This is a genomic window from Sphaerotilus uruguayifluvii (assembly GCF_013294065.1).
Classification (GTDB): domain Bacteria; phylum Pseudomonadota; class Gammaproteobacteria; order Burkholderiales; family Burkholderiaceae_C; genus Sphaerotilus; species Sphaerotilus uruguayifluvii.
The window spans coordinates 253212-273959 of sequence record NZ_JABSNM010000002.1 but is presented as its reverse complement, the minus strand read 5'-3'; the positions used below and the strand labels follow the sequence as shown (position 1 = coordinate 273959).

General features: G+C 71.7%; 24 protein-coding genes. 11 read left to right on the top strand and 13 right to left on the bottom strand.

All coding sequences use genetic code 11. The features are described from left to right. Position 1 precedes the first annotated feature (1 nt). Complete coding sequence (locus tag HNQ01_RS03590; RefSeq protein ID WP_173803946.1) at positions 2 to 1891, top strand: nitric oxide reductase activation protein NorD; 1890 nt, start codon at positions 2 to 4, stop codon at positions 1889 to 1891. A gap of 31 nt (positions 1892 to 1922) precedes the next feature. Here HNQ01_RS03590 and HNQ01_RS03585 read toward each other — a convergent pair whose 3' ends face one another. From HNQ01_RS03585 to HNQ01_RS03535, 11 genes are all read right to left on the bottom strand, one after another. Beyond that, a complete protein-coding gene (locus HNQ01_RS03585; protein WP_173803945.1) occupies positions 1923 to 3524 on the bottom strand; it encodes a nitrite reductase in 1602 nt (533 codons plus the stop codon). Positions 3525 to 3593: 69 nt separating this feature from the next. Next, positions 3594 to 4667, bottom strand: a complete 1074-nt coding sequence (locus HNQ01_RS03580; RefSeq protein WP_173803944.1) for a helix-turn-helix domain-containing protein — start codon at positions 4665 to 4667, stop codon at positions 3594 to 3596. 20 nt (positions 4668 to 4687) lie between these two features. After that, a complete protein-coding gene (locus tag HNQ01_RS22130) occupies positions 4688 to 5329 on the bottom strand; it encodes a hypothetical protein (protein WP_217427386.1) in 642 nt (213 codons plus the stop codon). 173 nt (positions 5330 to 5502) lie between these two features. Continuing rightward, entirely contained in the window at positions 5503 to 6027 is a 525-nt protein-coding gene (locus HNQ01_RS03570; RefSeq protein ID WP_173803943.1) for a GNAT family N-acetyltransferase, read from the bottom strand. Then, the gene (locus HNQ01_RS03565) at positions 6027 to 6323 is read right to left on the bottom strand and encodes a type II toxin-antitoxin system TacA family antitoxin (RefSeq protein WP_173803942.1); all 297 of its coding nucleotides are present in this window, start codon (positions 6321 to 6323) and stop codon (positions 6027 to 6029) included. Before HNQ01_RS03565 ends, HNQ01_RS03570 begins: the two co-directional genes overlap by 1 nt. Positions 6324 to 6407: 84 nt before the next feature. Continuing rightward, a complete protein-coding gene (gene nirJ, locus HNQ01_RS03560; protein ID WP_173803941.1) occupies positions 6408 to 7646 on the bottom strand; it encodes a heme d1 biosynthesis radical SAM protein NirJ in 1239 nt (412 codons plus the stop codon). Between the two features lie 4 nt (positions 7647 to 7650). Then, positions 7651 to 8160, bottom strand: coding sequence for a siroheme decarboxylase subunit beta (gene ahbB, locus HNQ01_RS03555; RefSeq protein ID WP_173803940.1), 510 nt, complete (start codon positions 8158 to 8160; stop codon positions 7651 to 7653). 2 nt (positions 8161 to 8162) lie between these two features. Then, positions 8163 to 8681 carry an Lrp/AsnC family transcriptional regulator gene (locus HNQ01_RS03550; protein WP_173803939.1) on the bottom strand — a complete coding sequence of 173 codons (519 nt, stop codon included), beginning with the start codon at positions 8679 to 8681 and terminating at the stop codon, positions 8163 to 8165. Next, positions 8668 to 9756: a siroheme decarboxylase subunit beta gene (gene ahbB, locus HNQ01_RS03545; protein ID WP_286180436.1), complete on the bottom strand. Its 1089-nt coding sequence runs from the start codon at positions 9754 to 9756 to the stop codon at positions 8668 to 8670. Before ahbB (HNQ01_RS03545) ends, HNQ01_RS03550 begins: the two co-directional genes overlap by 14 nt. A 24-nt stretch (positions 9757 to 9780) precedes the next feature. Then, positions 9781 to 10980, bottom strand: a complete 1200-nt coding sequence (locus HNQ01_RS03540) for a cytochrome D1 domain-containing protein (RefSeq protein WP_353621632.1) — start codon at positions 10978 to 10980, stop codon at positions 9781 to 9783. A gap of 23 nt (positions 10981 to 11003) precedes the next feature. Further along, positions 11004 to 11372 (bottom strand): c-type cytochrome, encoded by a 369-nt coding sequence (locus HNQ01_RS03535; RefSeq protein ID WP_173803936.1) that lies wholly within the window; start codon positions 11370 to 11372, stop codon positions 11004 to 11006. A gap of 150 nt (positions 11373 to 11522) precedes the next feature. Here HNQ01_RS03535 and HNQ01_RS03530 point away from each other — a divergent pair, with 150 nt between their 5' ends. Further along, positions 11523 to 11726, top strand: coding sequence for a hypothetical protein (locus HNQ01_RS03530; RefSeq protein WP_173803935.1), 204 nt, complete (start codon positions 11523 to 11525; stop codon positions 11724 to 11726). Positions 11727 to 11742: 16 nt separating this feature from the next. Here the strand turns inward: HNQ01_RS03530 and HNQ01_RS03525 are convergent, their stop codons facing one another. Next, the gene (locus HNQ01_RS03525; protein ID WP_173803934.1) at positions 11743 to 12078 is read right to left on the bottom strand and encodes a c-type cytochrome; all 336 of its coding nucleotides are present in this window, start codon (positions 12076 to 12078) and stop codon (positions 11743 to 11745) included. 32 nt (positions 12079 to 12110) lie between these two features. After that, a complete protein-coding gene (locus HNQ01_RS03520) occupies positions 12111 to 13835 on the bottom strand; it encodes a cytochrome D1 domain-containing protein (protein WP_173803933.1) in 1725 nt (574 codons plus the stop codon). Positions 13836 to 14167: 332 nt separating this feature from the next. Here HNQ01_RS03520 and HNQ01_RS03515 point away from each other — a divergent pair, with 332 nt between their 5' ends. From HNQ01_RS03515 to HNQ01_RS03475, 9 genes are read left to right on the top strand one after another with little or no spacing between them, the layout of a single operon-like run. Further along, on the top strand, positions 14168 to 14950 hold the full coding sequence (locus HNQ01_RS03515) for a Crp/Fnr family transcriptional regulator (RefSeq protein WP_173803932.1): 783 nt from the start codon (positions 14168 to 14170) through the stop codon (positions 14948 to 14950). Between the two features lie 10 nt (positions 14951 to 14960). Beyond that, a complete protein-coding gene (ccmA, locus tag HNQ01_RS03510) occupies positions 14961 to 15572 on the top strand; it encodes a heme ABC exporter ATP-binding protein CcmA (RefSeq protein ID WP_173803931.1) in 612 nt (203 codons plus the stop codon). Continuing rightward, a complete protein-coding gene (locus tag HNQ01_RS03505; protein WP_173803930.1) occupies positions 15569 to 16285 on the top strand; it encodes a heme exporter protein CcmB in 717 nt (238 codons plus the stop codon). Before ccmA ends, HNQ01_RS03505 begins: the two co-directional genes overlap by 4 nt. A gap of 25 nt (positions 16286 to 16310) precedes the next feature. Further along, positions 16311 to 17117 (top strand): heme ABC transporter permease CcmC, encoded by an 807-nt coding sequence (gene ccmC, locus HNQ01_RS03500; protein WP_434801479.1) that lies wholly within the window; start codon positions 16311 to 16313, stop codon positions 17115 to 17117. After that, positions 17114 to 17323, top strand: a complete 210-nt coding sequence (gene ccmD / locus HNQ01_RS03495; protein ID WP_173803929.1) for a heme exporter protein CcmD — start codon at positions 17114 to 17116, stop codon at positions 17321 to 17323. The genes ccmC and ccmD overlap by 4 nt, the downstream gene beginning before the upstream one ends. Next, the gene (locus tag HNQ01_RS03490) at positions 17320 to 17763 is read left to right on the top strand and encodes a cytochrome c maturation protein CcmE (RefSeq protein WP_173803928.1); all 444 of its coding nucleotides are present in this window, start codon (positions 17320 to 17322) and stop codon (positions 17761 to 17763) included. The genes ccmD and HNQ01_RS03490 overlap by 4 nt, the downstream gene beginning before the upstream one ends. Further along, positions 17760 to 19760 carry a heme lyase CcmF/NrfE family subunit gene (locus HNQ01_RS03485; RefSeq protein WP_173803927.1) on the top strand — a complete coding sequence of 667 codons (2001 nt, stop codon included), beginning with the start codon at positions 17760 to 17762 and terminating at the stop codon, positions 19758 to 19760. The genes HNQ01_RS03490 and HNQ01_RS03485 overlap by 4 nt, the downstream gene beginning before the upstream one ends. Next, positions 19757 to 20344 (top strand): DsbE family thiol:disulfide interchange protein, encoded by a 588-nt coding sequence (locus tag HNQ01_RS03480; protein ID WP_286180435.1) that lies wholly within the window; start codon positions 19757 to 19759, stop codon positions 20342 to 20344. The genes HNQ01_RS03485 and HNQ01_RS03480 overlap by 4 nt, the downstream gene beginning before the upstream one ends. Beyond that, positions 20341 to 20745, top strand: coding sequence for a cytochrome c-type biogenesis protein (locus HNQ01_RS03475; RefSeq protein WP_353621629.1), 405 nt, complete (start codon positions 20341 to 20343; stop codon positions 20743 to 20745). The genes HNQ01_RS03480 and HNQ01_RS03475 overlap by 4 nt, the downstream gene beginning before the upstream one ends. Positions 20746 to 20748 lie beyond the last annotated feature (3 nt).

Genomic DNA, 20748 nt, shown 5'->3' with positions numbered 1-20748 from the left:
CATGGAGGAATGGGTCGGTCGCCAGTGGCACCGCTTCATCACCCGCGCCGCCGGCAGCGAGGCCGGTCGCCACGAGGCCGCCGCGGTCGAGCTGAGCGAGATGCGCCGTGCCATCGAGCTGATGTTCCGCGCCGGCGGCGGCGCGGCGGCGGTGCGGCTGGCCGAGGCCGGCGTGCGCGCCCAGGGCGGCCCGCGCGACTGGCTGCAGCGCCTGGCCGGCACCGGCACGCAGGTGCGGCGCCCCCGCCTGGAGCCCGAGGTGCTGTCGCTGCCGCCGCGGCTGGCGGTGCTGGCCGAGCGCTCGCTCAACCGCGCGCTCTACCTGTGGCTGGCCGCGCTGGCCGCCGCGCTGCAGGAGACGCCGCCCACCGGCGACTGGATCGAGGACAACCTGCGCGCGAGCCGACGGGCGCTGGTGCGGTTTCCCGGCCTGCAGCCGCGGCTGCAGCGCCTGCTGGCGGCGCAGCTGGCCGCGCGGCCGCCGGGCGAGCGCCTGCACGGCCGCGCCGCCCGGGCCGAGCGTGCGGTGGCGGCCGCGCTGCGCTCGATGCTCGACGGCGCGGCCGCTGCCACGCCGCTCGGCCCCGCCCGGGACGACGCGCCGGTGCGCCCCGACGAGGTCGCGCCGGTCTGGCTGTGGATCGAGACGCAGCCCGCGCCCGCCCAGCCCGCGCTCGCCCGCCCCGATCCGGCCGACGCGGACGACGAGGCCGAGGCGCAGGACCGGCATCCGGAGCGCTCGCAGCCGCGCCGCCACGCGCAGGCGGTGGCCGACGAGCGCAACGCGGCGCCGCTGCTGATGTTCTTCCGCGCCGAGTCCATCCTGTCCTGGGGCGAGTTCGTGCGTGTCAACCGTGCCGACGACGACGAGCCCGACGACGCGGCCGGCCGCGCCGCCGACGAGATGACCGAGCTGGCGATCGCGCCCGACGGCCGGCGCAGCGCCTCGCGGGTGCGCTTCGACCTCGACCTGCCCAGCGCGGCCGCCGACGACCGGCCGCTCGGCCCGGGGCAGCGCCTGCCCGAATGGCACTGGAAGACCGGCCGGCTGGTGCCCGACCACTGCGCGGTGCAGTGCCTGGTCGCGCGAGAGGCTGCGCCGTTCCGGCCCTCGCCGGCGCTGCGGGCCACCGCGCGGCGGGTGCGCCGGCGGCTGGAGGCGCTGCGCGCCGCGCCGGTGCTGACGCGCGCGCGGCCCGACGGCGACGAGATCGACCTCGACGCCTGGGTGCGCCACCGCATCGACGACGCGCGCCACCCGGTCAGCGAGGCGCCGGCCGTCTTCCTGCGCCGCGAGCGCCACGAGCGCAGCCTGGCGACGCTGCTGCTGGCCGACCTGTCGCTGTCGACCGACGCCCATGTCGGCGACGACACCCGCGTGATCGACGTGATCCGCGACGCGCTGCATGTCTTCGGCGAGGCGCTGTCGGGCGGCGGCGACGCCTTCGAAATGCTCGGCTTCAGCTCGGTGCGCCGCCACAACGTGCGCATCCAGCACCTGAAGGGCTTCGACGAGCCCTGGGACGAGACGGTGCGCGCGCGCGTCGGCGCGATCCGGCCGGGCTACTACACCCGCATCGGCGCGGCGATCCGCCACGCCACGCTGCGCCTGTCGGCCCGTCCCGAGCGACAGCGCCTGCTGCTGCTGCTGACCGACGGCAAGCCCAACGACATCGACCACTACGAGGGCCGCCACGGCCTGGAAGACACCCGCCACGCGGTGCAGGCCGCCCGCGACGCCGGCCTGACGCCCTTCTGCGTCACCATCGACGAGCAGGCGCAGGACTACCTGCCCATGCTCTTCGGCCAGAACGGCTACGCCCGCGTGCACCGCCCGCAGGAGCTGGTGCACCGGCTGGCGCAGATCCATGCCGCGCTGGTGAACCGCTGAAGCCGTGCGGAGGCGCCCGGAGGGCGTCGCCTCAATGCGACGTTCCCTCCGAGCGGCTGATCTTGTTCCACACGTTGTACTTGCCGACCGGCCTGCTCATCGGCAGGCGCTTGACCTCCTTCAGCGTCTGCGCGTCATAGACGATCAGCGCGCCGTCCTGCTCCCAGACGCTGGCCAGCGCAAAGCGGCCGTCCTTGGTGAACTCGATGTGCGCCAGCGTGCGGCCGGGTTCGCGCACGCGCGCGACCGGCTCCAGCGTGGTCTTGTCGATCAGGGTCAGGGTGTCCTTGGCGGTCGGGCTCATCATCGAGTCGGTCCAGGCGTAGCGGCTGGCCTCGTGGCTGCGCATGAAGAAGCCGGGGCCGGGCGTCGGGATGGTCCTGATGCGCTGCCAGGTCGTCATGTCGATGACGTCGACCGCACCGTCCTTCAGGTTCGGGCTGGCCAGCACGCGCCGGCCCTGCCAGTCGAAGGTGATGCCCGAGCCCAGGTGCGGCATGCCGTTGATCGGCAGGTCGGCGATCTTCAGCCGCACGTCGAGGTTGACGACCTGCGCGCGCGCCTGCCCGTCCGGCCCCGGGCGCGTGGCGCCGAGCGCGTGGCGGTATGACGGGTCGAAGAAGAAGTCGTCCAGCGGCTGCTCCAGCCGGGTGCGGCGCACGCCGAACGGGCCCGGCTTGGCGATCGCCTCGCCCATCTTGTGGTCGTGCACATAGCCGTCGTGGATCGGCTCGGCCTGCGGGTCGTAGCTGATCTCCCAGAGCTCCGGGATGTCCTTCAGTGCGACGACGAAGCTGCTGCGCGGCGCCGCGTCGTAGACCGCCGAGACGCGCGACGAGGTCTTGCCGTCGAGCGTGGCGGCGTCGTAGGTGCGCACCAGGTTCAGGTCGGCGTCGAACAGCGCGAGCGTGTGCGGCAGGTAGTTGGCCGCCATCACCCAGCGGCCGTCGCCGCTGACGGCGACATTGCGCATGTTCAGCCCGGCGCGCACCTCGGCCACCACCTTCAGCCGCCACAGGTCGTACTTGGTGATCCAGCCGTCGCGCGAGCCGAAGAAGACGAAGCGGCCGTCGGGCGTGAACTTCGGTCCGCCATGCAGCGCGTAGCGCGAGGCGAAGCGCTCGATGACCTCGAAGCGGTCGCCGTCGACGATCGAGACATGGTGGTCGCCGCCCTCGACGACGACGAACAGGTTCATCGGATCGGCCGACCAGACCGGCGCGGCCGGCGTGTCGGGCGGCAGCGGCGTGGCGATGCGCGAGGCGCGGATGTCGTCCTCGCGCCAGCGCGGCGCCGGCACCACCGGCGTGCGGATCCAGGCCGACAGCGCGGCGATCTCCTCGGCCGAGAGCTGCGCGCCGAAGGCCGGCATCTGCGTGGCGACCCGCCCGGCGGCGATCACCTTCTGCGCCTCGGCCGGCCGCAGCCGCTCCAGGCTCTCCGGCAGCAGCGCCGGCCCCATGCCGCCGGTGCGCTGCTCGCCGTGGCAGGTGGCGCAGTGCTGGCGGTAGAGCGCGGCGGCATCGGGCGCAGCCGCGGGCGCTGACGGAGCCTGGGCCTGTGCGGCCGGAACGCTGAGCCCGGCCAGGCAGGTCAGCAAGACGGGGAGGACGGCACGGAAGGGGGGCAGCATGTGCCGGACTCTAGGTGCGGCCTCCGCAGGCGGCCTTGAACTGGTTCAGGTTTTGGAAATTAAATTGTTTTATGAAACAATTCTCAATGCAGGTCTTTTATTATTTGGAACTGGCGGAGGCATATAACCAATCAATTCGCCAACCAATGACTCAATTTCATCGAGAGGAATATGCAGCTCAGAAGCAATACGATCTTTTGTAATGCCGTCTTTCCACAATTCATCGAAAACCATTTTCCACAGAATGGACTTCTCACGGACCAATCCTTGTGGCTCGGTCGTCCTATACCCCAACTGACTCATTTGTTTGCACAAATCACGATAATTCCATTCGGAGATCAGCCCTGCGTTCTTTGCTGTGCGTGCCAAAGCAGCCACCGATACACCCCAACGTTTCTTAGCAATCACAAGCTGCGCCAACGAATTAACCCGCCCCAGATGCCCCACCAAGTCACCCTTGTTGACAAGAAATGCTGAAGCAAATGCATCAGCCTCACCTTCTACATCGCGTCCACCGCTGGTCAAACCGTGAATATGCAAAACCAAATGACCAAGCTCATGTGCAGCATCAAAACGACTACGTTCAGCAGATTTAAAAGTATTCAGGAAAATAAATGGAACCTGATCTCGCCAACAAGAAAACGCGTCAACATGCTTGTGTTGCTCCGCTAGAGAAAATACTCGAACACCTTTCGACTCTAAAAGCTTGATCATGTGCTCGATCGGCTTTGCTCCAAGGCCCCAATGAGTGCGCAGAGCCTCCGCCGCAGCCACAGGATCCTCATCGCGCAAGTCCAACATTTGCACAGGCGGGAGTTCGAAACGATTAGCCACCCAAGCGTGCAAATCGAAAGCCAACTCTCCTGCGCCTAAAGCTGCGTCACGTTGCCGGGCAGTAAGTGACGACAGACTACGAAAACTTACTGATTCGGTACTGAGTGCCTCACTATCATTAAGATAGAAAAATTCCGAAGGGTACTTAAGTGCTTGAGCGAGTGCCCGAACAGTTTCGCTACTTGGAGATGTGCTCCCTGCTTCCAAACGCGTCAACGTTAACGCTGTCAATCCCGCTTTCTCTGCTAGTTCTTTTTTTGTTAGCTGCCTGCGCTTTCGAGCAAGCGTGAGCCTGCCAGCATTAAACATACATTACATCTTTCCCGCCATCACTTCTTCACAATGCGGACTTCATATTCCACAGGATTGCCATCATCATCAGACATTGAAATGTCACCAGGGATGCAATCCAAATCTTCATCCACGACAAAAATACGCTTCCTAAATCCTTCGAATTGATTACCCTCAAAAGCTTCCGGACATGAAACCTCCGCACGAAGCTTTTTGGCATCCGTACTCACGCAGACGAACCACACCGTCGGCACACTACCAATGGCATCAATAGCATCTGGCGCATTGGGATCGAAGAGTTCAGTCTGGCCATCGCAAATGAGTTTGCGCGAGCCACCACCTTTACCGGAAATGGCTTGAGGCGGTCGGTCCGAGCAAGCAACGTCAACGTTCTGGAAGCAGAGCTGAATGCCAAGCGTGTCGTTAACAGTCGACTCCACATTGCCCGGCCGACTCATTCGCCACCCTTGAGGGATCAGTTCCATGCGAATGGCGCGAACGCCATGGATGTAAGCAAGCATACCGGGCGCACTGGAAGGATCGATCTCCAATGCTTCAGCCTTGGCTGCACCTACCTTGCGGGCAATGGTTGTGACAATGTCGACCGTCAGTCCAAGTGAGCGAAGCTCTTGCTGGACGTGACCCTCTTCAGTGATGACAACAGACTTGGTGTGCAACATGGCTGGATGTTGATTTGTTGGAGCCACATTGTAGGACAAAAAAATCAACATGTGTGCAGCTATATCATGGATGTCTAGAGCGACTCCCTGCTCGCCGATCTCTCGCCATTCATGCGGTAGCCAGTGATCTGCTGAACGTGCTCGTGGATGTTGATGCGTGCAGGCGGCGCAGTTCAGTCGCGAGAAGTCGAGCTTTTACCCGTGAGCGCAACCTGCAAATCCGCCACAGTCACCATCAACGTCATCGGATCCAGCGGCGAGGCATCGAGACCGAGGGAGAGATAGAAGGCCTTCGCGCTGTCCGAGAGGGCGTGCACGACCAGGCCGCGCACGCCGATCGCTTCGGCGGCATACAGGGCACGCTTGGCGGCGTCCTGAAACAGTGCACGCCCGATGCCCTGACCCTGCAGCGTCTTGTCGATGGCCAGTCGGCCGAGGACGACGACGGGAATCGGGTCGGGCATGTTGCGACGAAAGCGCCCCGTCGCGGCGGCCGGGGAGACCGCGCTGGAGGCCAGGGCGTAATAGGCCAGCACACGCCCGTCGGCATCGGCGCAGACGAAGGTGCGCGACGCCCCGCTGACCTGATTGGTGCGCGCGCGGCGCTTCAGCCAGTCATCGAGCGAGGGCACGCCACAGTCGAACCCGTCCAGCCGGTGATGCGCGGCCAGCGGCGCGGGCGCGTGCAGCGTCGGCATCAGGTTGGCGTCCAGGGCGTCGGGGCCTGCAGGGTCTTGCGCAGCCGCTCATTGGGCTGGGCAGGAGCTTCGAGACGGCGCAGGAACTCCTCGTAGGCCTCCGGGCTGACGCAGAGCACGGCGCGATCGAGCAAGGTCTCTTCGGCCGCCCGCCGTGCGGCTCGCAGGATGAAGTCGGTTCGCGTCGCGCCCAGGGCGGCCGCGGCCTGGTCGATGAGGTTGCGGTCCGCGCTCGGAATGCGCAGATTGAGCGTGTCCCGGCGCGGGGCGGCCGGCTCGGTGGTGGACGACGACATGACGGATCCCTTCTCGCTGCACGAGAGCGCATCATACGCCGTAATGTCGTTGTCATTACAACACCCGGATACGCCCGGGATCGCTCAATCCGCCACGACCGCCACCACCTTGCGCCGCCCGCTGAACGGCGTCACCACCACCCGCTCCGCCCCGCCCTGCACGCCGATCTCGTCGTCGTCCAGATAGCAGCCCGGATCCTCCGCCCACGGGTCGCCGGTGATCTGCTGCGCGCGCACGCGGGTGTTGCCGCCGCAGATCGCCAGGTGCGCGCAGGCGGCGCAGCGGCCGCCGACCGGGCGCGGGCGCTGCTTCAGGCCGGCCATCAGCGGGTCGCTCGTGTCGGGCCAGATCGCCGAGAGCGGCCGCTCGCGCACGTTGCCCAGCGTGTGGTGCCACCACATCGTGTCGGGGTGGACGTTGCCGAGGTTGTCGATGTTGGCGACATGCACGCCGCTGGCGTTGCCGCCCCAGGCCTCGAGCGCGGCGCGCAGCGGCGCCTGCCACCGCGGCCAGCGCGCGGCGGCCCACTGCAGCAGGAAGGGCCCGTCGGCGTCGTTGTTGCCGGTGACGTACTCCTCGTCCCGCCCGTCGACCGCCGCCTGCCAGGCGCGCTCGAACAGGGCCTCCATCGCCTGCCGCGTGGCCTGGAACTGCGCGTCCGCCGCCCGGTGCAGGTTGCCGCGGCCGGCGTAGTTCAGGTGCGAGAAGTAGAACTTGTCGATGCCCTCGGCGCGCATCAGCGCGAGCAGCGCCGGCAGGTCCTGCGCGTTCAGCGCGGTCATCGTGTAGCGCAGGCCCACCCGCACGCCGCGCGCATGCAGCAGGCGCAGCGCCGCCAGGCTGCGGTCGAAGGCGCCCGCCATGCGGCGGAAACGGTCGTGCGTGGCGGCCAGGCCGTCCAGGCTGATGCCGACATAGGCGAAGCCGGCCGCGGCGATGAGGTCGGCCGTGGCCGCGTCGATCAGCGTGCCGTTGGTCGACAGCGCCACCGGCAGCCGCAGCCGGCGCGCCTCGTCGACCAGCGTCCACAGGTCCGGCCGCATCAGCGGCTCGCCGCCCGACAGGATCGCCATCGGCACGCGCATCGCCTTCAGGTCGGCCAGCACGGCCAGCGCCTCGGCGGTGCTTAGCTCGCCGGCGTAGTCGTGGTCGGCCGACAGCGCGTAGCAGTGCCTGCAGGTCAGGTTGCAGCGGCGGATCAGGTTCCAGATCACCACCGGGCCGGGCGGCAGCGCGCCGTGCGCGCGCCCGGGGCGGCTGGGGTAGACGCCGGTGCGCTCGGCCTCGGCGATCTGGCGCAGGTACTGGCTGATGCGGAACATGGACTCAGCTCCCGGACAGGACGGCGCCGCGCGCGCCTGCCTGCAGCCGCAGGCCGGTCTTCTTCAGCACCGCGCTCGAATACAGGATGTCGTGGCCGCGGCAGGCCGGGCCGAGCAGCTCGGCGACGGCGCGGGCCTCGCGCTCGACCTCGGCGCGGCTGCGCCCGTGCAGCATCGCGAACAGGTTGTAGGGCCACAGCGGCAGCCGGCGCGGCCGGCGGTAGCAGTGGCTGACGCCGGCCAGCGCGCCGACGCGCTCGCCCAGCGCATCGACCTGCGCATCGTCGACGTCCCAGACGCTCATGCCGTTGGCGGTCCAGCCGAGCCGGTAGTGGTGCGGCACCGCGCCGATGCGGCGGATCAGGCCCTCGGCCTGCATCTCGGCCAGGCGCTCGCGCACCCGCTCGCCCGCCACGCCCAGCAGCGCGCCGAGCGCCTCGTAGGGCCGCGCCACCAAGGGCAGGCCGGCCTGGGTGGCCTCGATGAGGGCACGATCGAATTCGGACAGGGCCATGGTCAGACGGTCTCCAGCGGCAGGCGCAGCTCGACGAAGAACTCGCGCTCCTTCGGGAAGGCGAACACTGGCAGGCCGGTGGCGGCCTCGATCGCGGCCAGCGCCGCATCGGCCGCCTGCGGCGACTCGGCGGCGACGACGAACCACATGTTCAGCGCGTGATCGCGGCGGTAGTTGTGGGCGACCGCCTCGAAGGCGTTGACCTGCGCGGCCACCGCGTCGAAGCGCGCCTCGGGCACCGCCATCGCCGCCAGCACGAAGCGCCCGCCGGCGCGCTCGATCTGGAACAGCGGCCCGAAGCGGGTCAGCCAGCCCTGCGACAGCAGGCGCTGCAGGCGCATCAGCACCGCATCCTCGTCCAGCCCCAGCGCCTCGCCGACGGCAGCGAAGGGGCGGTCGCACAGCGGGAATCCGCCGTGCAGATGGGCGATCAGGCGCAGGTCGGTGCGGTCGGGCGGCCGCGAGGCCGGCAGCGCGGACGCCGCCGTCGCGCCGGCGCCAGAGGATTCATGCCGGCACATGCGCGGCCTCCTGGGCAAGGACAGGGAGCGCCGCGACGGGAGCGTCGGCGGCGGAGACATCGGCGGCGGGAAGATCGGCGACCGGCAGCGCGCGGAAATAGCGTCCGCCGCGCTGGGTGTAGCGCCGGGTGCTGAACAGCACCTCGTGCGGCACGCGGTCGAGCCCGCTGGCGCGCATCGCCGCGGCCAGCGTCGTGCGGGTGTCGTCGCGGCTGCGGCCATGCACCATCGCGTACAGCGCGTACGGCCAGCCCGGCGCCGGCGCGCGGCGGTAGGCCAGCGTGACGCCGGGCTGGGCGGCCAGGCGCTCGCCATGCGCGTCGATGCGGTCCTCGGGCAGATGGAAGACGGTCATCGCGTTGCAGTCGTAGCCCAGCTCGTGGTGGCGCACGACGACGCCGAAGCGGCGCAGCGTGCCGCAGGCCAGCCAGCCCTCCAGCGTCGCCAGCACCTCGGCCTCGGTGCGGCCGCAGGCCTGCGCCAGCGCCGCATAGGGCGCGCTCGCCAGCGGCAGGCCGGCCTCGATCGCCGCGGCCAGCGCACGGTCGGCCGCGGCCACCGGCTCGCCGCGGCGCGAGACGGCCGAGGCGCAGCGCGCGCCCTCGCCCTCGCCGCGGCGGCCGCGCAGCCCGAAGCCGAGGTCGATGCGGTAGACGCGCCGCATCGGCAGGCGCAGCGCCGCCACGCCGGTGGCCGCCTCGATCGTGCGCAGCGCCTGCTCCAGCGCCGCGGCGTCGGGCGCGGTCAGCACGAACCAGAGGTTGAAGCGGTGCTCGCGGGCGTAGTTGTGGTTGACGCCGGCGCAGGCCGAGACCTGCGCGGCCACCGCGTCGAGCCGCGGCGGCTCGACCGCCATCGCGCACAGCAGCGAGGCCCCGCCCGCGCCCGGCGCCCAGACGCCGCCGATGCGGTCGAAGGCGCCCTGCGCGGCCAGCCGGCGGTAGCCCTCGAGCACCCGCGCCTCGCTGCAGCCCAGCGTGCCGGCCAGGGCCGCGAAGGGCCGCGGCACCCGCGGGAAGCCGTGCTGCCAGCCGTCGAGCAGCGCCAGGTCGAGATCATGCATCGTCATGCCCATGGCGAGTCCCTCCCCCTCGAACGCTCAGAAGCCCAGCCGCGCGGCGCGGCTGGTGAAGAAGATGCCGCTGGGCGCCGGCAGCGTCAGCTCGGCCTGGGTGCGCAGCGTCATCGTGTCGAGCACGGCGACGCGGTCGTCGTCGCGGGCGCTGATCCAGACCGACTCGCCGCGCGGCGTGAACTCCATGTGCAGCACCGCGCGGCCCGGCGTCAGCGTCGCGGCGACGCGGCGCGAGGGCACGTCGATGACCTGCACCCGGTCGTAGTCCGGCACGGCGAAGTTCACCCAGACCTGGCGGCCGTCGGGCCGGGCGATCGCGAACACCGGCTGGCCGGCCACCGCGATGCGGTCGACCTCCTGCCAGGTGGCGGTGTCGACCACCAGCAGCTCGTGGCGGCCGATCGCCGGCAGGAAGGCCAGCCGCCCGGCCACCGCCCAGCCGCGCAGGTGCGGCATCTTGTAGACCGGCAGCGGCGCCTGGCCGCGGCCGTAGCCGGCCAGGATGCGCCGCGCCACCGGCGTCTCGTCCCAGAGATCGACCAGCGCCAGGCCGTCCTCGCCGAACAGGCCGGCGAGGTAGTGGCGCCCGTCGGGCGTGACCAGCGCGTCGTAGGGCTGGCGGCCGATGTCGCGCAGCCGGGTGATCTGCGGGCGCGCCGGCTCGGCGAGGTCGGCGATCCAGATCTCGCCGGCATCGAAGAGCGAGAAGGCGAAGCGCCGCCCCGGCAGGTCGACCAGGCCGACCACGCGCGAGAGCCGCCCCGGGGCGAACTCGGCCGGGATGTCGGCCACCAGCTCGAGCGTGCGCGCGTCGAAGACGCGCACGCCGCCGGGCACGTAGTTCTGCGCCGCCACCAGCGTGCCGTCGGCGGAGATCGCGCCGCCGATGGCGTTGCCGGCCTGCATCACGCGCTGCTCGAGCCGGCCGCGGGTCAGGCTGACGCGGCTGAGTCCGCCGTCGCGGCCGAACACGAAGGCGCTGGCGCCGTCGCGCGAGAACACCACCGAGGCGTGCGACAGGTCGCCCAGCCCGCCGACCTCGCCCAGCACCTGCCGCCGGCTGGTGTCGACGAGGGCCAGCGTGCCGCGGGCGCGCTCGACCACCACGCCCAGGTCGCCGGTGCCGGCGATGGAGGCCTGCGGGGCGGCGCAGCCGGCCAGGCCGGTGCCCAGCAGCGGCGCGGCCGCCAGCCCGCCGAGCGCGCCCAGCAGGCGGCGTCGCACCGGAAGGAAAGGACGGGCCGGGCTCATCGCGCCGGCTCCTCGGGGAAGCCCTGCTTCAGCTGGGTGGCGATCCATGCAGCCTCGCTCTCGGTCAGCATCGGTTGCCAGCCGGGCATCGGCGTGCCCGGGCGGCCGTGGAAGATGGTCGCGGCGATCGATTCGGGCGGCAGCGCCTGCAGCGCCGCGGGCGTCAGCGCCGGCCCCAGCCCGCCGCCCAGGCGCATGCCGTGGCAGGAGCCGCAGTCCTGGCGCACCATGCGCACCAGCCGCTGCTGGCGCGCCGGCGTCGGGGTCTGCGGCGGCGCGGGCTCGGCCGCCCGTGCCGGCAGGCCGCAGGCCAGCAGCGCGAGCAGCAGCGCGGCGGCGGACATCGGGAACGGGGGCAGGCGCATGGGGATCGGCAGCAGGAGGGTCGCTCGGGTCTCGGATCGGACGCGGGACCATGGTCGGCGCTGGCCCGCGCGGTGTCCTTGAACTGGTTCAAGCGCGGGCCGGCGCCCGCGCGGCCGGCCCGCGCCGCCGGTGCGGGCGACAATGCCGCCATGCTCGAACTGATGATCCTGGCGGTGCTCGGCGTGCTGGGCGCCGGCGTGTGGTTCCTGTGGCCGGTGCGCCCCGACGCGCTGCAGGAGAGCCCGGACGACCCGGCCGCCGCGGTCGATCCGGCCACCCCAGGCGAAACGCCCGCCGGGACGGCGCGGACGTCGTCGCGGCGGGCGCAGCCGGGCGCGGACCGGGCCGCCTGAGCGGCCGGCCAGCGGGTCAGCTGGTCTTGAGAATGGACTCGACGGCGGCCTTCAGGTCGGCGTCATTGATCTTGTCCGGTCCGTTGGGCGACATCGGGATCGGGCCGAAGCTGCCCGAGCCGCCCTTGCGGACCTTGTCCATCAGCCTGGCGACCGCGTCCGGCTGGCCCTTGTACTTCGCGGCGATGTCCTTGAAGGCCGGGCCGACGACCTTCTTGTCCTTGGCATGACAGGCCATGCAGCCCGCCTTGTTCATCGCCTCGTCGGGACTGGCGGCCGCCGGCAGCGTCGCCAGCCCGAGCAGCGCGGCCACGGCCAGCGAGGACAGCGCGGGAAAGGAGGCAAGTCTCATGATCGTTCTCCAGTTCGTCCTGGTCGTCCAGGTCAGTAGATGTCGTGCTGGGTGTTGTGCACGTTGAAGTGCCCGGTCGGCGTGATCAGGCGCGGGTCCTTGATGACGGCCTTGAGCTTGAGCGTCCTGTCATCGACGACGACGATGGCGCTCTGCTTGTTCTTCGCGCTCCAGACCGAGAACCAGACCTCGTCGCCGGCGCGGTTGTATTCGGGCTGCACGACGCGCTTGGCGCCGTCGTCCGACAGCCCCGCCCATTCGGCGATCGGCAGCACGGTGAAGCCCTGGTCGAGGTGGCGCACGTCGTAGACCGCGACCGACTGCGAGATCTTCGGATCCGGGTTCAGCGGCGTGTCGACATACAGGTGGTTCGACTTCGGATGGCTCTTCTGGAACAGCGAGCCGCCGCCCTGGCCCTTGAGCGTGCGCACCACCGTCCAGGCCTGCTTCGGGTGACCCTTCGGATCGGTGCCGATCAGCGACAGCGTGTCGTCGCCGAGGTGGCCGGTCAGCCAGACCGGACCGAACTGCGGGTCGACGAAGTTGGCGCCGCGCCCCGGGTGAGGGATCTTGCCGACGTCGATCAGCCTGGCGAGCTTGCCTTCCTTCAGGTCGACCGCGGCGATCTTGTTGGACTGGTTGGCCGCGACCATGAAGTAGCGGTGCGTCGAGTCCAGGCCGCCGTCGTGCAGGAAGCGCGCGGTGCCGATCTCGGTGGTCTTGAGCGCGTCGATGTTCGAGTAGTCGACCAGCAGCGTCTTGCCGGTCTCCTTGACGTTGACGACGAACTCGGGCCGGAAGTGCGAGGCCACGATCGAGGCCACGCGCGGCTCGGGGTGGTATTCCTGCTTGTCGACCGTCATGCCGCGGGTGGCGACGATCTTCAGCGGCTCCAGCGTGTCGCCCTTCATGATCACGTACTGCGGCGGCCAGTAGCTGCCGGCGATGGCCAGCTTGTCCTCGAAGCCCTTGTACTTCGAGGTGTCGACCGAGCGCGCCTCCAGACCGACGCGGATCTCGGCGACGTTGTCGGGCTTCTCCATCCACAGGTCGATCATGTTGACCTTGGCGTCGCGACCGATCACGTACAGGAAGCGCCCCGAGGCCGACAGCCGGCTGATGTGCACCGCGTAGCCGGTCTTGACGATGTTGATGATCTTCTTGGTGTCGCCGTCGATCAGCGCGACCTCGCCGGTGTCGCGCAGCGTGGTCGAGAAGATGTTGTCGATGTTGTAGCCGTTCATCTTCCGGGTCGGACGCTGCTCCGGCGGGATCAGCACCTTCCAGGTCGCCTTCATCTGCTCCATGCCGAACTCGGGCGGTGTCGGCGGGTCCTGCTGGATGTAGCGCGCCATCAGGTCGACTTCCTTCTCGTTCATCTCGCCGGAGGTCAGCCAGTTGGGCATGCCGGCGGCCGAGCCGTAGGCGATGAAGACCTTGAGGTAGTCGGTGCCCTTGGCCAGCGTGATGTCGGGCGTCAGCGGCTTGCCGGTGGCGCCCTTGCGCAGCACGCCGTGGCAGCCGGCGCAGCGCTCGAAGTAGATCTTGCGGCCCAGGTCGAACTCGGCCTGCGTCATCGGCGGGGCCTTCGGGTTGGCGCTCTGGTACATCGGTTCGCCAGCCAGCGGCGAGCCGCCGGCCTGGTAGCCGGCCTCGGCCGGGGTGGCGTGGGCGCGCTCCTGCGCGCCGGCCAGGGGCGTGGCCGCCAGTGCGGCGAGCATCAGCCAGGCCGTGGGGGACAGGATCGGGGTGGTCATCTCGGGCTCTCCTTCCTTCGTCTCGGTGAAAGCGGTGTCCGTCGTGCGGGCGTCGGCATCGTCGATCCGCCCGTCCTGCCGCGTCATTGAACTGGTTCAAGGACGGCGGTGCGCCCGAGGCCCACCATCCCGGCCATGGATGGGGCCGGGGTCGGACCTCCGCGGCCGGCCCGGCACCACACCGGGCTGAAGTCCCGCTGAAGCCGTGCCCGGCCCGCCATATCCGACGACTCCAGTCAGGAACGGGCTTGACCTGAGTCAGAACGATCGCCGGGCGGGCTGCCGACAATCCGCGCCGTCACGCCCCTCCACCCGCCCGACCGACACCCGCCATGGACACCCACCGCCCCTTCGACCTGCCGCGCTACCTCGCCGTGCTGCCGCTGTTCCAGGAGATGACGCCGCCCGAGCTGCTGCGCCTGGCCGAAGGCTGCCGGCTGCGCCGGCTGCAGCGCGGCGACACGGTGTTCCGGGTCGGCGAGCCCTGCGAGGAGTTCCATGTCGCGGTGACCGGCCAGGTCAAGCTGTTCGCGATCTCGCCGGCCGGACAGGAGAAGGTGATCGAGCTCATCGGCCCGGGCCAGAGCTTCGCCGAGGCGCTGATGTTCACAGGCAAGCCCTACATCATCAACGCGCAGACGCTGAGCGACGCGCTGGTGCTGAGCGTCGGCAAGGACACGGTGTTCGGCGAGATCAGCCGCGATCCGCGCTTCGCGATGCGCATGCTCGCGGGCATCTCGCGCCGGCTGCACGGGCTGGTGCACGACGTGCAGGCCTATGCGCTGCACAGCGGCATGCAGCGCGTCATCGGCTACCTGCTGCGCGACCTCGGCGACGCGCCCGGCGCGATGCCGGAGACCGATTCCGGCCTGATGCCGCTCGACGGCGCAGGCAGCGGCGGCTGCGCGCCGCTGTGCCGCGAGGACGGCCGCACGCGCGAGCACCGGGTGTCGCTGCCGGTCAGCAAGGCGACGATCGCCTCGCGGCTGTCGATGACGCCGGAGTATTTCTCGCGCGTGCTGCACGAGCTCGAGGCCGAGGGCCTGATCGAGATGGACCGGCGCGAGATCCGCATTCCCGACACCGGACGGCTGGCGCGCCATCCGCTGCAGTGAGCACGTCCGCATGACCGCTGCCGACACCCCGCTGCTGCAGGCCGACGCGCTGGTGGGCGAGCGCCAGGGGCGCCGCCTCTGGGGCCCGCTGCGGCTGGCACTCTCGCGCGGCCAGGCGCTGCACCTGCGCGGCCCGAACGGCTGCGGCAAGACGACGCTGATCCGCACGCTGGCCGGGCTGCGCCGGCCGGCGGCCGGCCAGGTGCGCCGCGCCGCGCCGCTGTGGTTCGTCGGCCATGCGATGCCGCTGGCCGACGCGCTCGACGCGCGCGAGAACCTGCACGCCTGGCTGGACCTGGCCGGCGCGCCGCGGGACGGCACGCTCGTCGAGGACTGGCTGCAGCAGGAACGGCTGCCGGCGCGCCGGGTGCTGCGCGAGTGCTCGGCCGGCCAGCGCCGGCGTCTGGCGCTGGCGCCGCTGCAGCTGGCCCCCCGGCCGCTGTGGCTGCTCGACGAGCCCTTCGACGCGCTCGACCGCGCCGCCTGCGAGCGGCTGGCCGCGCGTGCGCAGGCCCATCTGGCCGCAGGCGGCGCGCTGCTGCTGAGCTCGCACGGCGCGCTGCCCGAGGGCTTTCCGGCCTGCGAGCCCTTCGATCTGGCCCCGCCCGGAGGCCGGGCATGAGGCCGGACCGTCCGGCGCATGGCGGCTGGGCGCGCCCGCTGCGCGCCACCGTGCGCCGCGAGCTGCGCCTGGCGCTGAGCCAGCCCGCCGAGCTGCTCTGGCATGCGGGCTTCTTCGTGATGGTGGCGGCGCTGTTTCCGCTGTCGCTGCGGCCGGAGGGCGCCACGCTGCGCCTGCTCGGGCCGGGCGTGCTGTGGGTGGCGGCGCTGCTGGCGGTGCTGCTGGCCTGCGGGCGGCTCTTCCACGACGACCTGCGCGGCGGCTGGATCGACCAGTGCGTGCTGGCCGGCACCGACGACGGTCCGCCCCTGGCGCTGCTGGTGGGCGCGCGCATGGCGGTGCAGTGGCTGCTCGCGGCCGGGCCGGTGCTGCTGGCCGCGCCGCTGGTGGCGCTGCAGTTCGGGCTGGACGGCACGGCGCTGCCGGTGCTGCTGGGCTCGCTGGCCCTGGGCAGCGCGGTGCTGGTGGCGGTGGCCGGCGTGGCCGCGGCGCTGACCGCCGGGCTGCGCGGCGCGGCGCTGCTGGCGATGCTGATGGTGCTGCCGCTGGCGGTGCCGGCGCTGGTGTTCGGAACGATGGCGGTGCATGCCGCCCAGGCCGGCCGCGCGTTCGCGGCCGAGCTGCAGCTGCTCGGCGCGATGCTGGCGATGGCGATGCTGGCCTGCCCGCCGCTGGGCGCGGCGGCGCTGCGCGCGGCCGCAGCCGAGGAATGAGCGCCGCACGACAAGGACAGGAACGATGGACACGCGAATCTCTGCCCCGATGGCCCTGGCCCCGGCGCGCCGGCCCGGCCTGCGCTGGGCGCCGTGGATCTTCCACTTCGCCAGCCCGATGCGGCTGCATGCGCTGGCCGGCCGGCTGGTCGGGCCGCTGCGCGCGCTGGCCGCGCTGCTGCTGCTGCCGGGGCTGTGGCTGGGCTTCGTCGCCAGCCCGGCCGACGCGGTGCAGGGCGAGGGCTACCGGCTGATCTACCTGCATGTGCCGGCGGCCTGGATGAGCATGTTCGTCTACGCGCTGATGGCGCTGTGGGGCGGCGTCGGCCTGGTCTGGAACACCCGCAGCAGCTTCATGATGGCGCATGCGCTGGCGCCCTCGGGCGCGCTGATGGCGCTGCTCAGCCTGGTGACCGGCGCCTTCTGGGGCCAGCCGATGTGGGGCACCTGGTGGGTGTGGGACGCGCGGCTGGGCTCCTCGCTGCTGCTGTTCTTTCTCTATCTGGGCTATCTGGCGCTGCTGCAGGCGCACGAGGGCCGCGAGCGCGCCGACCGCGCCTGCGCGGTGCTCGCGCTGCTGGGCGTGCTGAACCTGCCGGTCATCTACTTCTCGGTGCGCTGGTGGAACACGCTGCACCAGGGCGCGACGATCGCGCCGGGCAAGGCGGCGATGGCGCCGTCGATGCTGGCGGCGCTGCTGCTGATGTGCGCGGCCGCCTGGGCCTGGACGGCGGCCAGCGCCTTCGCGCGGGTGCGGCTGATCATCGCCGAGCGCCAGGCGCAGGCGCGCTGGCTGCAGGCCGAGCATGACGCGGCGGGAGAACACGCATGAACGACACGATCTGGGGCGGGCTGCTCGCCGCGCTGCGGCCGTGGTGGCCGGACTGGGACGCCTTCGTCGCGATGGGCCGCCACGGCGGCGTGGTCTGGCCGGCGGTGGCGATCTGCGCCGCGGCCCTGGCGCTGGAGCAGATCGCGCTGGCGCGACGCGCCGGCCGCCAGCGCCATGACATGGACGAAGCCGAGGAGCTCCGATGAAACCCCGCCACCGCCGTCTCGCGCTGGTCGCCGCCGGGCTGCTGCTGGCCTCGGCCGGTGTCACGCTGGCGCTCGGCGCCTTCCGCAGCAACCTGGTCTTCTTCGTCACGCCGGCGCAGATCGCCGCCGGCCAGGCCGAGCGCGGCGCGCTGCTGCGCGTGGGCGGCCTGGTGCAGCCCGGCTCGGTCGAGCGCGATGCCTCCGCGCAGGCCCGGGGCCTGAAGGTGCGCTTCGTGCTCGCCGACGGCCCGCACACGCTGCCGGTGGTCTTCGAGGGCGTGCTGCCCGACCTGTTCTCCGCCGGCCGCGGCGCGATCGCGCAGGGGCGCATCGACGCCTCCGGCACGCTGGTGGCCACCGAGGTGCTGGCCAAGCACGACGAGAACTACACGCCGCCGGGCGTGCACGCGCCGGACGCCGGCCAGGCAGGCGCACGATGACCGGCGAGATCGGTCACCTGCTGCTGATGCTGGCCGCGGTCGCCGCGGCGGTGCAGATGCTCGCCGGGCTGCAGCCGCGGCCGCAGCCCCGGCTGGCCGCCACCGCGCTGGGCTGGCAGTTCGCCGGCCTGTTCGGCGCGCTGGCCGCGCTGGGCCTGGCCTTTCACGACAACGACTTCTCGCTGGCCTATGTCGCCGCGCACGGCCACACGACGATGCCGCGCCTGTACGCGGTCTCGGCAGTCTGGGGCGGCCACGAGGGCTCGATGCTGCTGTGGTGCGCCATCCTGGCGCTGTGGAGCGTGCTGGCCGGCTGGCGGCTCGGCGCCTCGGGCGATGCGGCCGCGCGGACCCACGCGGTGCGCACGCTGGGCGTGCTGGGCGCGGTGTCGCTGGCGATGTGCGGCTATGTGCTGCTGACCTCCGATCCCTTCGTGCGGCTGCTGCCGGGCGCGCCGGAGGGCCGCGGCCTCAACCCGATGCTGCAGGACCCCGGCCTGGCGCTGCACCCGCCGCTGCTCTACCTGGGCTATGTCGGCACCGCGCTGCCCTTCGCGGCGACGCTGGCGGCGCTGGCCTGGGGCGAGCCCGCGGGCCTGGCGCGGCGGCTGCGCCCGTTCACCGCCGCGGCGCTGGCCTTCCTGTCGCTGGGCATCGCGCTGGGCTCCTGGTGGGCCTACTACGAGCTGGGCTGGGGCGGCTGGTGGTTCTGGGATCCGGTCGAGAACGCCTCGCTGATGCCCTGGCTGGTGCTGGCGGCGCTGCTGCACCTGCAGACCGCGCAGGACCTGCACGGCCGCTTCGCGCCGGCCGCCGCCTGGCTGTCGATCGCCGGCTTCGTTCTCGCGCTGATCGGCATCTTCCTGGTGCGCTCCGGGGTGCTGACCTCGGTGCACGCCTTCGCCTCCGATCCGCGCCGCGGCAGCACGATGCTGGGCCTGATCGCGCTGACGCTGGCGGTGTCGCTGACGCTGGGCTTCCAGGGCATGCACCGGCTCGGCGGGGCGCAGGCCGGGGGCCGGACGGGCGAAGGCGCACGCTCGCCGCTGTCGCGCGAGGGCGCGCTGGCCGCCGGCGCGCTGCTGCTGCTGGTGGCCTGCGCCAGCGTGCTGCTGGGCACGCTCTATCCGCTGGCGGTCGACGCGCTCGGCCTGGGCAAGCTGTCGGTGGGCGCGCCCTACTTCGACGCGGTGATGGCGCCGCTGCTGCTGCCGGCGCTGCTGCTGATGATTCCCGCGGCGCGGCTGCGCTGGGGCCGAGACGAGGGCGCGGCGCTGTGGCGCCGGCTGCGTCCGGTGGTGCTGGTGACGGGGCCGGCGGCGATCGCGCTGCCGCTGCTGCTCGACGCCGGCTTCGGACGGGTGAACTGGGGCACGGCGCTGACGCTGTGGCTGGCCACCGGCGTGCTGGTGGCGACGCTGCAGGCGCTGCACGCGCGCTGCGGCGGCCGCTGGCGGCGGCTCGATGCCAGCGGCGCCGGCATGGGGCTGGCGCACCTGGGCGTGGCGCTGTTCGCCTGCGGCGTGGCGATGGTCAAGACCTACGGCATCGAGCGCGACGTGCACCTGGCGCCGGGACAGACGCACGCCATCGCCGGCTGCGCGCTGCACTTCGACGCCACCGGCACCGCCACCGGCCCGAACTACCGCGCGCTGACCGCGCGCTTCACGCTGCAGTGCCCGTCGCGGGCACCGGTGGTGCTGACCGCCGAGAAGCGCGCCTACGACGGCTCGGCGATGCCGATGACCGAGTCTGCGATCGACTGGGGTCTGACCCGCGATGTCTATGTCGCGCTGGGCGAGCAGATCGGCAGCGGCGCCCAGGCGGGCTGGGGCCTGCGGGTGCAGCACCGGCCCTTCATCCGCTGGATCTGGATCGGCGTGGCGCTGATGGGCGCCGGCGCGCTGCTGGCCGGCGCCTCGCGCCGGCTGCACCGGCACCGGGCTCCCGCCCGCCGCGCCCTCCCTGCCCATGCCCTCGAGGAGAGAACCGCATGAACGCCCCCGTTTCCCCCATCGACGGCGGCCCGCCGGGCCGCCCTCGCCTGCTGCCCTGGCTGGCCGGCCTCGGCGCGCTCGCGCTGCTGGGCGTGCTGGCCATCGGCCTGACCCGCGATCCGCACGAGCTGCCCTCGACCCGCATCGGCAAGCCCTGGCCGGCGGTGACGCTGCCGGTGCTGGGCGACGCGGCGGCCGCGCCGGTCGGCCCGGCGCAGTGGCGCGGGCGCGCACGCATCGTCAACCTCTGGGCCTCGTGGTGCGGCACCTGCCGGGAGGAGCATCCGGCGCTGATGTCGCTGGCGGCGACGCTGCGCGCGCAGGGCCGCGCCGACCAGCTCGTCGGCCTGAACTACAAGGACCGCGCCGCCGATGCCGGCGACTGGCTGGCGCGGCTGGGCGATCCGTTCTCGATGTCGCTGGTCGATGCCGACGGTCGCATGGCGATCGAGCTGGGCGTCTACGGCGCGCCCGAGACCTTCGTGATCGATGCGCAGGGCGTGATCCTGCACCGCCACGTCGGCGCGCTGACGCCCGAGATCATCGCGCGCGAGCTGCTGCCGCGGCTGGGGAGCGGCTCGTGAGCGCGCGTCGCACCTGCGCCGCGCTGCTGCTGGGGCTGGCCGCGGCGCTGGGCGCCGGCCACGCCGGCGCGGCCACGCCGCCGCCCGACGTCGATGCCGACCGCATGCACGCGCTGACCGCCGAGCTGCGCTGCCTGGTCTGCCAGAACGAGTCGCTGGCCGACTCGAACGCGCCGCTGGCGCTCGACCTCAAGCGCGAGATCGCGCAGCGCGTCGCCGCCGGCGACAGCGATGCGCAGATCATCGAGTTCCTGGTCGAGCGCTACGGCGACTTCGTCACCTACCGGCCGCCGCTGCGCGCCGGCACGCTGCTGCTGTGGCTGGGCCCGCCGGCGCTGCTGCTCGGCGGCGGCCTGCTGCTGTGGCGGCGGCTGCGCGATCCTCAGGGAGCCGCCTCGTGAGCG